This window comes from Psychrosphaera algicola (genome assembly GCF_028401425.1).
GTDB lineage: Bacteria > Pseudomonadota > Gammaproteobacteria > Enterobacterales > Alteromonadaceae > Psychrosphaera > Psychrosphaera algicola.
Genome location: NZ_JAQOMS010000002.1, coordinates 3,906,269 through 3,920,074, shown reverse-complemented (window position 1 = coordinate 3,920,074; position 13,806 = coordinate 3,906,269). Strand labels below are relative to the sequence as shown.

Sequence of the window (13,806 nt, the reverse complement as noted above, 5' to 3'; positions counted from 1 at the left end):
GGTTTTTATTTTTTAAACAACTTAGGAAAGCGCTGTCCAGTAACTTGAATATGGTGCAACCCACCGCTGTAAACAAATAGAATATTGCCACGGTCAATTTTTTCAATGATATCAGCTATGCCTGAACGAACAGACATAGGTTTCCCATGTTTGTCCTTCCCGTCTTGGCGTCGCATCCGACCTTCAGGTAAAATAGCGACAATAGCTTCCTCATTAATCGACTCTAAAAAATTGTTCCAAGACTCATCTCTACGACGACTAATCGGCACAACTCCAGGCACAAGTGCGTGGAAAAACGCACCAACGATAGGTCGGTTTGTGGTGATGTCGGCAACCGGCACTAACATATGTCTAGCAATTCGCCACAAAAAACGAAACGGGGCTAATCTCACAAATAATGTCTCATAGAGGCTTGTATGATTTAGCAAGACCACCAATTTTACGTCATCAAATGCTTCATAGCTTTGCTCACTAATCCACTTGTTTTCAAAGCGATAAAAGGGCCAAGTCACTATTTTTAATGTCGACATCACAGAAAAACTAAAGATCTGTGCAAATCGATTTGCTCGCATGTTAACTACCTTTTTATAATTCAAATATTGCTCTAACCCTTCGGCCAGATATTGCTTTAATGCCTTATGGGGCGCTTTGCTCATATCCACACTTAACAATAAGCCTGGAGTGTCATTAAAATTTTTGTCGATGCCAATACAATAAAACCGTGCTGCTAACTTATTGTATTGTTTCATTAATATCGGAACATCTTTACCGTCTTGTTCTATACCTTGAACTAATATTGACAATAAATTACCGGTATCCGGAGTTTCTGCAATATAGTCATCGAGCTCAGGGTTATTTACCGGCGCAAAGGGTACCTTCGCTGATACATTTGAGCAAGGGTTCAACGCTAACTTACTAATGCATTCCACACTTAATGGTCGATATAATTTACTTAACGAAACCGTGCCATACAAGATCCTATATTGAGGATGACGAACAACAAACTCTCCAATACCACGCCACAATAAAAATAGGCCATAAAAACTTCGCTGATGTTCTGGAACAATAAATGACCTTCCCATCTCTAAGCAAGGTTGCTGTTGGTTAATAAACTCTGGGGAAAATTTAAACATACGAGATAAATACATGCCCTTAAGCCCAAACTCTGGGATAAGTTTATCGCTTTGTCCCATACGATAAGCACCTATTATTTCTTGTTCTTCTGTATCGAAAATAAATAAATGCAGGTATGTTTTATCAAATTCATCGCCATCGGCACTTTCACCGGAGCCTTCATCATAAAGTCGAAATACTTTCTCTCGCAAACGAGTAATGTCCTTCACGACATTTGGCGCTTGGTGTAGCGATGCGTATGAAACGCGAAACTTTTTATAATCAGCGAGATGCTGTGAGTTAGGTAATGAATTTATTTCACTCGCTAATACTTGTCCGGGCACAGGTGCATTTAAATCGGCAAATGGTTGGGCTGAATCAGCTGACCACGTGGCGTTAAATTGAGGATCTAAGCAATAACATTGGGCACGAAGAAATGCCGTGATTTGAGCTTCATCTCCACACTTAGCCAACAACTTTGTTGGCAGTATGCGACCGACACTGAGTTCAAGAGGCTTGTTTTTTAGGTGCATCATTTCTCGAAACAATATCAACAATTTGAACCGATAATAAATACGCCCCATAGTGATAAAAAAGTCACTATTGTGTCCGCTAATATGGATTGGCAATACAGGACTATCTGTGGCGCGAGCTAACGCCCCGGGCAACCGGTTCCACTCCCCATCGCAAATACGTTGTTTTTCAGGGCGATAATAACTGACTTTACCGGCTGGAAAAATCAGTAAAACGCCGCCATTATTGAGGTGTTTTTTACATTCTCGAATGCCTTTTAAATTACTTGGATCCGATGGATTTAGCGGGTCGATAAAAATAAATAACTCGTGTAGCTCTTGAAACATCGCCAAGCCTTTGTTGGCCAACACTTTGACGTCTGAGCGGCGTTTTCTTAATGCACCGGCAAGTGCAACGCCCTCAATGCAACCATGGGGGTGGTTACAAACAACAATTAGGGAACCAGTATTTGGCACGACCTCCGTCAATAACTGAGTATTTGTTAGGGGCGATTTTGCATCCGTACTAATTCGTCACAAAATAGTTCGGCTGCTAAACCAAGGTAAGTTACTGTTGCTATAAAATTTTTGTAACTTATTAAGTCCTAACAGGTAATCCCCTATTTTTATTAGCAGCTTATTTACGAATCCAGTCGATTTTTCTTTAAAAATTACACTTAATGAAATGGTTGAATGCACTTTTTTTCCATAGTTTTAAGTTTTAAATTCAATGCGTTGTGAATAAGCCCTAGAAAAGCTAGTCTATCATTAAGCAGAATCAAACAATATGACGAAATTTATGGGAAATTTTTTCCGAGGTTCTCAGGTCTTATTAGACATGAAAACAAAACAACGAACATATGAATCTTTAGTTAAGGCTTATAGCACTGACCTATATCGTTATGGATATTGGCTTTGCCACGACCCTTCTATAGCAGAAGACCTGATCTAGGAGACTTTTCTTCGTGCGTGGAAGTCACTTGAGTCACTAAAAGACCAAAATGCCGCCAAAGCTTGGCTAATTACCATCCTACGACGGGAAAACGCGCGACGTTTTGAGCGTAAACAATTTGACCTCGTTGATATCGAAGATCATCAAGTTGAAGATCATATATCAACTTCTACTGAGCAAGAAATGGAAAACCACCTTTTACAACGACATATTAATAAACTGGGTGAAGAGTATCGTGAACCACTGATATTGCAGGTTATCGGGGGTTTTAGTGGTGATGAAATAGCGGATATTTTAGAGCTAAACCGAAATACGGTAATGACAAGATTATTTAGGGCGAGAAATCAACTTAAGGACGCTTTAGAAAACAAGCAACAATTTAGAGGGGCTGAAAATGGATGAGTTAAATTTCAGGCGTAGACTTTATGCCGATCCTAACGACAATGCACAAGAAATTTCAAATGCCTGTGCTTCGGACCCTGCTAAAGCTCGTTTTAAATCTGAAATACAGCAATTAGATGAACAAATTAAAAATGTTCTAGAAGTGCCAGTGCCAGATAATTTAGCTGAACGAATTTTCCTTGGCCAATCTTTAGCTATTCAAAGAGCCGAGAAAAAGAAACACCGAGTTCATTTAGCGATAGCCGCTGGGTTCGCATTTGCAATCGGTATCTCTTTGCAATTAGGTGGTGTAAGTCCTCGATTTGACTCGATAAGTGACCATGCTTTAGCCCATATGACTGAAGAAATGACGCATATTCCGTCTTCTGCTGACTATACATTAGGCCAATTAAACGCCAAGTTAGCCAGTTTTGGTGGGCATATTGATGCGCCGATTGCACCAATAAAATTTGCCAATTTCTGTGATTTTGATGGCACAAGAAGTTTGCATTTAGTTTTAGCGGGTACTCAGGGAGATGTGACAGTGTTTGTTGTTCCAAGTGACGCGAAACTGGCCATTAGAAAACATTTTAGCAGCCTTGATTTTAATGGTGAGACCATAGTTGCTCAATCGGCAAATGTCGTGATCATTACTAAAAAGATAATGAAAACCTAGGCGATTGGTCAAATAAGATCAATAAAGCAATAAAATGGCAAACTATATAATTTGTTACACATAAAAAACGATTTCTATTCCATGCCGAAACGTTATTTGCAAAAATATCAGGACGTTGGAAAATTACAATACGATGGAGGTCATAATGGCCTTCACATCTTTTTGCATTGGGTAAATAAATGGACAACTTTGACCGTCACATTCTGTCACTTTTACAAACTAATGGAGCCTTATCTCTCGCAGAAATATCTGACAAAATAGGGTTAAGCCAGACCCCTTGTTGGCGTCGTATTCAGCAACTCGAGCAAAATGGTATTATCCGTAAACGAGTTGCCCTGCTTGATTCAGAGAAACTAAATGTTGGACTCACCGTATTTGTGAACTTAAAAACCAATCAACATAATGCCGATTGGATTAAAAATGTTCACAACTTTGCCGAAACCGCCCCCGAGATCACTGAGTTTTATCGCATGAGTGGTGATACGGACTACCTACTAAAAGTGTTAGTGCCAGACATGAAAGCCTATGATGAATTTTATAAGCGACTTATCAGCCAAGCTGGATTTAGCGATGTCAGTTCCAGTTTTGCGATGGAGCAAATGAAATACACCACAGAGATCCCACTCAATTACTGTTAGTTTTAACAAGTAGCGCATATATAGTTTTTTATTCCAAAAGTTATTACTTTTGTGGGATTAATTACCAACCTTTAGCCGATAAATAGAAGTAATAGAAAAATCATTTCCTACATGCTCGATATAATGGTGTCAGTTTTAACAAGCGGATACTCTTATGCTCGAACAATATTTCAACCAATTCAGACAACACATAATTGGCCACGACCTTAACGTAGATTTTAATAATACAAAGCGGGATGTGGTCTATGCCGACTGGACGGCTAGCGGTCGCCTATATCAACCAATAGAAACTTTCCTTGTTGAGCAACTTGGTCCCTATGTCGCTAATACTCATACAGAAACAAACTTAACGGGTTCCACAATGACCCGCGCCTACCACGACGCGCAGCAAATAATAAAGCGCCACGTAAATGCCAGCGCGAATGACGCGCTTATCAGTGCTGGTTCAGGCATGACCACGGTCGTAAATAAATTACAACGTATGCTAGGTCTGCGAGTACCAGAACGATTTAAAACTCTTGCCGCTGAATCCAATTTACGCCCTGTGGTATTTATCACGCATATGGAACATCATTCTAATCAAACAACGTGGAATGCCTGTGAAGTTGACGTGGTTATCTTAGCGAAAGGCGCCGATGGCAAACCTTGTATCCAAGACTTAAAGCAGCAGCTTGAGATCTACAAACAACGCACACTTAAGATAGGCTCATTTACTGCCTGTAGTAACGTGACTGGCATTAAAACCGATTACCATTTGATGGCCAAAATTATGCATCAACACGGCGGTCTTTGTTTTGTCGATTTTGCCTGCTCTGCGCCGTATGTCGACATCGATATGCATCCATCTGACCCTGAACAAAAGCTAGATGCTATTTTCTTTTCGCCTCACAAATTTTTAGGTGGCCCAGGCAGTAGTGGCATTTTAGTTTTTGATAAAGCCTTGTACGGCAATAAAATCCCCGACCAACCGGGCGGCGGGACAGTGACCTGGACCAATCCATGGGGCCAACAAGGGTTTTACGACGACGTTGAAGTGAGAGAAGACGGCGGCACTCTGCGATTTTTACAAACAATTAAGGTTGCTCTAGCAATCAAACTCAAAGACCAAATGGGCACTGACAAAATCCATCAGCGAGAACAACAATTGACCAACATTTTGTTGAATGGCTTAGCAAATATAGACGGAGTGGGTTTACTTGAAGGCGACATCAAAGACAGACTCTGCATTGTTTCTTTTTATGTTAAAGATATGCATTACAACTTAATGGTGAGATTACTCAACGACAGATTTGGCATTCAAAGTCGTGGGGGTTGCAGTTGTGCTGGCACCTACGGTCATATTTTATTAAATGTCGACAAGTCAACATCGGGTAATATAACCGGTCAAATCGATCAGGGCGACTTATCTGCGAAACCAGGTTGGATAAGAGTGTCCTTGCACCCAACATCAACCGATGCAGAAGCTCGTTTTATTGTTCAAGCGGTAAATGAAATTGTCAAAAATGCCCAACAATGGCAACAAGATTATCGATTTGATCCGCTAACAGCGGACTATATTCCAATTGTGGAAAGCACGTCCTCTATCATAAACATTGCCGACTTTGATCCGATGCCAAAACAACAACCGGACAATTGGTTAAGTCGGTTCTTGCAACGTGCTTAATATCATACTTTGAAAAGTAAAAACCGGACAAATAAGCAAAAAAATGGCAGCCAATGGCTGCCATTTCACAATCAATTTAAAGCTAAATTACGCAATGATTTCTAGTAATTCAACATCAAAAATTAGTGTTTGGAAAGGACCAATCGCGCCGCCTGCACCTTGCTCGCCATAAGCTAGCTCATAAGGTACTGCTAAACGCCATTTTGAACCAACAGACATTAGTTGTAATGCTTCAGTCCAACCTTTAATTACGCCACCAACTGGAAATTCAGCCGGTTGACCACGGTCATAAGAACTGTCAAACACAGTACCGTTAACTAGAGTGCCGTGGTAGTGAGTTTTAACTGTGCTTGCCGCAGTTGGTTTTTCGCCTTCGCCTGCAACTAAAACTTCGTATTGAAGACCAGATTCAGTTACCGTAACTTCATCACGTTTTGCATTTTCATCTAAGAAAGTTTGACCTTCTGCAGATGCTTCTTTTGCTTGCTCTGCTTGAGCAGCTTGCATACGTTCGTTGATTACGCCAAATGCTTCACGTAAATCTTCAACTTCAACAGCAAACTCAGCGCCGTTTAATGCGTCCATAACACCTTGCGCAACTGCGTTAGCGTCAAGACCTTCAAAAGGGTTGCTTGCAACTTGATCGCCAATTTGACGACCGATACCATAACTAGCCTGTAGTTCTACAGTAGAATATTGAGACATAATGCTTCTCTATCAATTAAAAAATAAAGCGGGGATACTACCATATTGAACTAAAATCGCCATGCTTAGAGGGAAATTATCCATCTTGTTAACGATACTTGTCAGTGAAAGCCCAATTCAATGCATTCCTCTTGAACTTTATTCTTCTCCTTCCAATAAACTGTACAAAATCTTTTTGACATTTTCAGGTTCAAACGGCTTATCACACATCGCATTTACACCTGATTTTTCAATATTAGCGAGATGCGCTTCATTTGATTCCGAACTGACCATCAAAACAGGAATGTGGCTTTGCTCACTTTCATTACGTATATATTCCGTCAACTCTTTACCGTTCACTTCTGGCATATTGTAATCTGTCACGACAAGATCAAACATATGTTCTTTAATCGTATCAATCGCCTCTTTGCCATCGGCAACTTCTGTTATTTTTTCAATACCCAAACTATTTAAGACACGGGAGACAAACTTACGAGCAAAACGACTGTCATCAACCACTAATACTCTCAGTGACTTAACATCAAAGAAAGACAACTCAAGCTCTTCTGCACTTAGGATATCTAATGTCGCGTTTATAGCCGTTCCCAAATGTTCTGGGGTAAAGGGTTTAGGTAAAATAGCGATGACGCCACTTTGACGATACGCCTCGAGTTGCTCCTTTCGACACTCACTAGAAACCAACATAAACGGTATGTCTGCTGTGTGCTCGTCACTTTTTAGCTCTCGAACAAATTCCAATGCCGTCCCATCGTCAAAGTACATTGCGCTTGTTATTAAATCTGGATGATGATTTGCTAAATACGCTTTGGCACTTTTTATATCACTGGCAAATTCAATATTAACAATGTCTTCTTGCTGCATTTGTCTGGCGATGAATTTTTGCTGTGTTGGTGACGGTTCGATTAATAGTATTGATAAGTCTTGCGGTGATAATTCATTCATTTAATTGATCTCATAATACGACGACGTCAGGTGTTAACCGCCCGAAATCTTACATTTATAACCCATGTCCTCTAGGATCGACTGCAACTTGTTTCGGTCGTCACCTTGGATTTCAATTTGATCATCTTTAACGGCACCACCGGTACCCGATTTTTTCTTCAGTGTTTGAGCAAGCTTTTTGAATTCATCTGCTGGAAGTTGTATTCCTGTGATGATCATGACACCTTTGCCTTTACGACCTTTTGTTTCACGAGAAATTCGTACAAATCCATCTTTATATACTTCTCCGACTTGTACATTTGTCGGTTTTTTATCTTCAATTTTTCCACTGTCTGTAGAGTAGACTAGTTTACTTAACTGATTTTGCCAGTCAGCCATATGACCTCTATCATTTCAATTAACTTGACGGAAATTTACCATTTTCAACTATTATTAAAAACAATTAAAACTAATTCAGTACATTCACTGGATTTTTGTAGGATCACAGATTAATCTTGAATCTAAGGTTAAGAAATTAACTTGGACATGCATTTCCTTGAAGTTTTCCTCTAATCTCAAGCAATTATAGAAATGTAAAACATAAAACTAGGAGCTTTAATAATGAGTTTAACCACCTCTACTTCGCCAGATGGTCAAACCTTTACAATCCAGATCAAAGGAAAATTTGATTTTAATTTAGTTCAGTCGTTTCGAAGCGCTTATTCTGACATAGATAGAAAACTAAATTGCGTTGTTGTTGATTTACGTGAAACTGAATATATGGATAGTTCTGCTCTTGGCATGTTGCTCAATATGCAAAAATCTCTAGGCAGCAGTATTCCAAATATCAAAATCTCAAATTGTCGACCACAAATTAAGAAAATATTGCAGATATCTCGCTTTGATAAAAAGTTTGATATTGATTAAAAACGTATATCAACCGGCTGAACAACATTGAAAGTACTGGTAGTTGACGACCAAGAACTAAATCGCAGTTTACTTAAGCACATGCTAGAGCATGAGGGCTTCACTGTTGTTTTAGCCGAAAATGGCATCGAAGCTATCAGTGTTTTTAAACAAGAATCTCCTGATTTAGTGTTGCTCGACGTTGTTATGCCGATTTTAGATGGGTATTCAACGGCACCAAAGTTGAAAGAACTGTCGAAAGAAGTTTACTTGCCAATTATTTTTATTACCGCATTGGACGACCAAGACAGTTTAAAACATTGCCTTGAAGTAGGCGGTGATGACTTCCTTAACAAACCATTTGACCGGGTTATACTACAGGCAAAAATTCAGGCTCATTCTCGGATCCGTGCTCTGAGTATTAAAACATTCGAACAGAAAAAGCAGCTTGATTTCTATCGACTAAAAACTGAGCGCGAACACCAAATTGTCGAACATATATTTAACCGAGCCCTTGAAGGCAATTACAAAGTTCCTCACTTACTTGAATACCACTTGTCGCCAGCATCTATGTTTAACGGCGATATTATGCTGGTTGCGCTCGGCCCAACAGGTAACTTATATGTGATGATGGGTGACTTCACAGGTCACGGACTCTCTTCTGCAGTGGGAACGTTACCAGTCTCACGAACCTTTTATTCAATGACACAAAAAGGCTTATCGGTTGGTGACATAGCGTGTGAAATCAATGATATTTTACTCACACTACTGCCCGACGATATGTTTTGTGCAGCGGCCCTTATTGAGTTAAGCAGTCAAGGTAAAAGCTTATCGATATGGGCAGGTGGCACGCCAGATATGTATTTAGTTGATGACCTAAGTGGCATAAAGCAAACTATCGCATCTCAGCATATGGCCCTTGGTATTCTTGACAATGTCGAATTTGACTTAGCCGTCGAAAATTATTCGGTTTCCGTCTCTGACAAACTTTATATGGCGACAGACGGCGTAGTTGAATCGTTTAATCAAAACCAAGAAATGTTCGGTTATGATAGGCTCGAACACTTAATAAACGACGTTAACAACAATTCAATTGCACAGATCGTCGACTCCCTCAATGAATTTCGTGGCGATGCAGAACAAGACGACGACATTTCAATTTTATCGCTTCGTTGTGCAGCAATTAACTCAAATGAAGATGAGTGGGATAACCATTTCTCCACATTACCACTTGTCATTAATTTGGATTTAAATGTTGAACAAATAAAATCGACAGACCCTGTTGCCGAAGTTGTCGATTTAATAGCGCAAATAAAAGGCGCGGGGTTACATCGCTCAACACTCTTTTTGTTACTGTCAGAAGCGTATAATAATGCTGTGGATCATGGTTTGTTGGGCCTTGATTCCAAAATCAAAGACACTGACGATGGCTTTATGGAATATTACAGTTTAAGAATTGAAAGATTAGAACGACTCAATGAAGGCCAAATCAAAATTGCCATTAATTACGAGCCCGCTGAATGCTCAGTTCATATTATTGTTACCGACAGTGGCGACGGATTTATTGCGGAAGACAATGACTTCGATTTTGAATGTGAGTTAGAGCACGGCAGAGGCAATATGTTGTTACATGAGCTTGCTGAGTTTGTTAATTACAATGAAAAAGGTAACCAAGTACACGTTGCTTATAAACTTAACTCCCCAATTAGATCAATAAATTAACATCAACATACCAAAAATGGTTTACATATCGGTTTTCTCAAGTTAGCATTCCTTACGTTTAGACGGCTAAACACCCAAAATAAAGAATGATGCTAATGCTTGAATTAAAAAATGAGTTACTTACTTGGCTTGAAAATCACCCTGTTAATCTGATCACCCAGTATGCAGTGCCTATGCTAGGTGAAGGGGTAGCTGTTCGTTATTTGGCGAACTCGCACCCGAACCTTTTGATTTAACTAATGTATTAAACACTCAGCAGTTAGTATTAGTTAAACAAGTTCAAGCAGTTGTTGACTGGGTCAAATACAAAACGGCCGTTGACTGGTTTGGGGTTTACTTAACACGCTCTGATAATAACGACCAGAAAGTATTAACAAAATTGGCTTATTTTGGTGAACCAAGCCGTGCTGAATTCCCATTAACACCTGAATTTGCAACTATCAGCAACAATAGTTTTGTTGGGCTTTATGGTGAAAAACGGACAATTAATGATGTCCAAAAGTACGTCGCTGACGGCGGTGAATACTATACCTGCGACCCAAAAGTGAAAAGTGAACTATGTTGGCCTATTTTATCACCAAATAGTTTAAAAAGGTCAACGATGGGTCTGGCTGTACAGACCACATTATTGGTATCATCGACGCAGAATGTTTTAGTACAGATAGCTTTGACGCGGACAAACAAGCCGTATTTGAAGTTGTTTGCGAGGTGCTAGGCCACCTTTTTTCAAACTCAAAATTAAATTAATCAACCGAATAACAGTTAAGTGAGACATCATGTTTGATCAATTACAACCCGTTCCTACCGATCCTATTCTTGGTTTAATGGCCGAATTTAAAGCTGATCCAAACCCTAAAAAAGTTGATTTAAGCGTCGGTGTTTATAAAGACGAAGTTGGCAATACGCCAGTTTTAAAGTCAGTAAAAAAGCAGAAGCGTTTCGTCTTGAAAACGAAACATCTAAATCGTATTTAGGTTTAGCGGGTAACGCGGATTTTAATTCACTTATTACTCAGTTGATTTTTGGTGAGCATCAAATTATTGAGTCATCACGCGTAAAGACCGCACAAACCTCTAGCGGAACAGGTTCGCTAAGAGTTGCAGCTGAATTAATCAAACGTGCAAATCCAGATGCGACCATTTGGGTAACCAACCCAACATGGGCAAACCACTTAAGCATATTCAAAGCCGCTGGTTTAAAAGTTGAAGAATTCCCATATTTTGATTTTGACACTATGGGTCTTAAATTTAACGAAACGGTTGAAACACTAAGCAAAGTTCCAGAAGGTGATGTGGTTTTATTCCATGCATGTTGCCACAATCCAAGTGGTATGGATCTTAATATCGAGCAGTGGCAAACCGTTGCTGATATCGCAAAACAGCAAAAATTCACTTTCTTAATCGACTCTGCATATCAAGGATTTGGTTCTGGTTTAGAAGAAGACGCTGCTGGTATTCGCTTATTAGCAGATCAAGTTGAGCAAATGATTGTTTGTTCTTCATGTTCTAAGAACTTTGGTTTGTACCGTGAACGTATCGGTGCAATCAGCATTGTGGGGCGTGACGCGATTAAAACAGAAATTACATTTAGCAATACATTAAATGTTATTCGCGCAATCTACTCTATGCCTCCTGCACACGGTGCTGATATTGTTGCCACTATTTTGGGCAGCCAAGATTTAACCGCATTGTGGCATCAAGAGTTAAACGAGAAACGTGAACGCATTAACGGACTTCGTAGCTTTATCGCAACGAAATTTGCTGAGAAAGGTGTCCCTGAAACTTTGATTTCATTGCAAACCAAAATGGTATGTTCTCATTCTTAGGAATAGATAAAGCGGCCATCAACACATTAAAAACTGATTACAGCATTTATATCGTCGGTTCAAGCCGAGTGAATGTTGCCGGTGTTAACGACACCAATGCAAATTACCTAGCAGAATCACTGGCGGCTGTACTTAATAAATAAGCGCCATTATTTACTGTAAATCAAAACCGTAACATTTAATTGTTGCGGTTTTTTTCAAAAAACATGCCACCATAAAGATATTCTCACGTCAGACATCTTTCTCAGCTAGCACTCAATAATTTAATAGTCGGTAATTGAGATAACCTTTAGGTGTATCAAATGGCATTGAGTAATTACCGGGAATAAAAAGGCTCTGGATAAGAGCCTCTAAATGCAACTGACAACAAAGTCGTAAGCCTAATCACTAGCTCTCGCCGTTTTTCCAAAACAACAGAACAATAGTTACCAGTGCCAGAATAAAACAGTACCAAACGTTTGTGACAACTTCGACCGGTGAGATACCAAATGACGCAGCAGCCAAAAGTGCCTGAGCGCCATAAGGAACGATGCCCTGAGCTATGCAACTGAAGATATCAAGTAAGCTTGCACTTTGTTTAGGAGAGATCTTAGCGTCTTCAGCTAGCTGTTTCGCTGTATCACCGGTAACGATAATTGACACGGTATTGTTTGCCACGGCTAAATTGGTAATGAAAGCCAATCCACCTATTGCAAATTTATTGGCGTATTTGTTCGTTTCACTGGCAAACCGTTGCGTAAAGCTCTCCATTTTTCTGACTAAGAACCCTAAACCACCCTGCACTTTCATCAATTGGCTTAAACCACCTATTAACAACCCGAGTAAGAATATCTCCTGCATCGCACTAAAACCGGCATAAATATCTTTACCCAAATTAGCTAGCTCGTAATCAGCAAAAACTGCGCCGCTCAAAGCCGATAAAACAGTACCTAATAACAATACCGCAAATACGTTAACACCTAAAATTGCCAATACAATAATTAGGAAATAAGGTAAGGCTAAGATCCAATTTGAATCCACCTGACTCGGTAACTCAGTCACCTGTGAGTCCAACGCAAAACTATAAATAACCAAACAAATAATTGCGGCGGGTAATGCAAATCTTAGGTTTTCTTTAAATTTATCCTTCAGCTCAGCGCCCTGCGTTTTTGTTGCCGCGATAGTTGTATCAGAAATAAAACTTAAGTTATCACCAAATATTGCGCCACCCACAACAGCGCCGGCTAAAAATGCGGGGTCAATATCTGTGGCACTAACAACACCTACGGCAATTGGCGCTACCGCACCAATTGTCCCCATACTTGTCCCCATTGCCGTTGCTATGATGGCCGATATTATAAATAACCCAGCAACGACCAGTTGACCCGGAATTAAATCAAGGCCTAAAGCGACAACGGCATCGACACCACCCGTGATCTTTGCCACCGATGAAAACGCCCCGGCAAGCAAGTAAATCAAGCACATAGTAATAACTTTATTATTCCCCATGCCCTCAATAAATGAATTCAAACTGGTTTCCAATGGCGCGACTAACAAACCATTATTTGCCTGTCTTTGACGTGTTCGGTCAAGCATTAAGGCGAGGATAATAGCCGGAATAATGGCGACAGGTGCAGGCAATTGATAAAACGCATATGCCACGCCTTGTAAATGCAATGCAATGCCTGTCCCCAAAAAGATAGCGACAAAGAAAGCTAAGGGTAATAAGGCAATTGCTGAACCTTTATCGTTATTTGACGACAGAATTGAGAGGTCATTTGTCATAATGTAATTTTCACTCGATTAGACTTAT

At 39.9% G+C, this 13,806-nt stretch carries 11 protein-coding genes and 2 pseudogenes; 8 read left to right on the top strand and 5 right to left on the bottom strand.

Annotated elements, in window-relative coordinates; all coding sequences use genetic code 11:
- Positions 1-5: 5 nt before the first annotated feature.
- Positions 6-2,102 (bottom strand): bifunctional lysophospholipid acyltransferase family protein/GNAT family N-acetyltransferase, encoded by a 2,097-nt coding sequence (locus tag PN838_RS21535; RefSeq protein ID WP_272181931.1) that lies wholly within the window; start codon positions 2,100-2,102, stop codon positions 6-8.
- Positions 2,103-2,412: 310 nt separating this feature from the next.
- Between PN838_RS21535 and PN838_RS21530 the strand changes: the two are divergent.
- The 4 genes and pseudogenes from PN838_RS21530 to PN838_RS21515 all read left to right on the top strand — a co-directional run bounded on the left by PN838_RS21530 (position 2,413) and on the right by PN838_RS21515 (position 5,935).
- Positions 2,413-2,979 (top strand): annotated as a pseudogene (locus PN838_RS21530) (sigma-70 family RNA polymerase sigma factor).
- Complete coding sequence (locus tag PN838_RS21525) at positions 2,972-3,634, top strand: DUF3379 family protein (RefSeq protein ID WP_272181930.1); 663 nt, start codon at positions 2,972-2,974, stop codon at positions 3,632-3,634. The pseudogene PN838_RS21530 and the gene PN838_RS21525 overlap by 8 nt, the downstream one beginning before the upstream one ends.
- A gap of 179 nt (positions 3,635-3,813) precedes the next feature.
- The gene (locus PN838_RS21520) at positions 3,814-4,272 is read left to right on the top strand and encodes an Lrp/AsnC family transcriptional regulator (protein ID WP_215965125.1); all 459 of its coding nucleotides are present in this window, start codon (positions 3,814-3,816) and stop codon (positions 4,270-4,272) included.
- Positions 4,273-4,426: 154 nt separating this feature from the next.
- Positions 4,427-5,935, top strand: a complete 1,509-nt coding sequence (locus tag PN838_RS21515) for an aminotransferase class V-fold PLP-dependent enzyme (RefSeq protein WP_272181929.1) — start codon at positions 4,427-4,429, stop codon at positions 5,933-5,935.
- Between the two features lie 87 nt (positions 5,936-6,022).
- Here the strand turns inward: PN838_RS21515 and bamJ are convergent, their stop codons facing one another.
- The 3 genes from bamJ to PN838_RS21500 form a co-directional block, all read right to left on the bottom strand.
- On the bottom strand, positions 6,023-6,643 hold the full coding sequence (gene bamJ / locus PN838_RS21510; RefSeq protein WP_272182681.1) for a BamJ family beta-barrel-assembly machinery protein: 621 nt from the start codon (positions 6,641-6,643) through the stop codon (positions 6,023-6,025).
- A gap of 135 nt (positions 6,644-6,778) precedes the next feature.
- Positions 6,779-7,582 (bottom strand): response regulator transcription factor, encoded by an 804-nt coding sequence (locus tag PN838_RS21505; protein WP_272181928.1) that lies wholly within the window; start codon positions 7,580-7,582, stop codon positions 6,779-6,781.
- 33 nt (positions 7,583-7,615) lie between these two features.
- Entirely contained in the window at positions 7,616-7,960 is a 345-nt protein-coding gene (locus PN838_RS21500; protein ID WP_215965129.1) for a translation initiation factor, read from the bottom strand.
- Positions 7,961-8,182: 222 nt separating this feature from the next.
- Between PN838_RS21500 and PN838_RS21495 the strand changes: the two genes are divergently transcribed.
- The 4 genes and pseudogenes from PN838_RS21495 to PN838_RS21480 all read left to right on the top strand — a co-directional run bounded on the left by PN838_RS21495 (position 8,183) and on the right by PN838_RS21480 (position 12,157).
- Entirely contained in the window at positions 8,183-8,488 is a 306-nt protein-coding gene (locus PN838_RS21495) for an STAS domain-containing protein (protein ID WP_215965130.1), read from the top strand.
- Positions 8,489-8,515: 27 nt separating this feature from the next.
- The gene (locus PN838_RS21490) at positions 8,516-10,189 is read left to right on the top strand and encodes an ATP-binding SpoIIE family protein phosphatase (RefSeq protein WP_272181927.1); all 1,674 of its coding nucleotides are present in this window, start codon (positions 8,516-8,518) and stop codon (positions 10,187-10,189) included.
- A gap of 379 nt (positions 10,190-10,568) precedes the next feature.
- Positions 10,569-10,904 (top strand): hypothetical protein, encoded by a 336-nt coding sequence (locus PN838_RS21485; RefSeq protein ID WP_272181926.1) that lies wholly within the window; start codon positions 10,569-10,571, stop codon positions 10,902-10,904.
- A gap of 61 nt (positions 10,905-10,965) precedes the next feature.
- Positions 10,966-12,157 (top strand): annotated as a pseudogene (locus PN838_RS21480) (amino acid aminotransferase).
- Positions 12,158-12,401: 244 nt separating this feature from the next.
- Here the strand turns inward: PN838_RS21480 and PN838_RS21475 are convergent.
- On the bottom strand, positions 12,402-13,778 hold the full coding sequence (locus PN838_RS21475; protein WP_272181925.1) for a Na+/H+ antiporter NhaC family protein: 1,377 nt from the start codon (positions 13,776-13,778) through the stop codon (positions 12,402-12,404).
- Positions 13,779-13,806 lie beyond the last annotated feature (28 nt).

Bases quoted from the DNA above. Each gene is read 5' to 3' on its own strand.
- PN838_RS21525 (WP_272181930.1), top strand. From the start codon at position 2,972: ATGGATGAGTTAAATTTCAGGCGTAGACTTTATGCCGATCCTAACGAC.
- PN838_RS21520 (WP_215965125.1), top strand. From the start codon at position 3,814: ATGGACAACTTTGACCGTCACATTCTGTCACTTTTACAAACTAATGGA.
- PN838_RS21515 (WP_272181929.1), top strand. From the start codon at position 4,427: ATGCTCGAACAATATTTCAACCAATTCAGACAACACATAATTGGCCAC.
- PN838_RS21505 (WP_272181928.1), bottom strand. From the start codon at position 7,582: ATGAATGAATTATCACCGCAAGACTTATCAATACTATTAATCGAACCG.
- PN838_RS21500 (WP_215965129.1), bottom strand. From the start codon at position 7,960: ATGGCTGACTGGCAAAATCAGTTAAGTAAACTAGTCTACTCTACAGAC.
- PN838_RS21495 (WP_215965130.1), top strand. From the start codon at position 8,183: ATGAGTTTAACCACCTCTACTTCGCCAGATGGTCAAACCTTTACAATC.
- PN838_RS21475 (WP_272181925.1), bottom strand. From the start codon at position 13,778: ATGACAAATGACCTCTCAATTCTGTCGTCAAATAACGATAAAGGTTCA.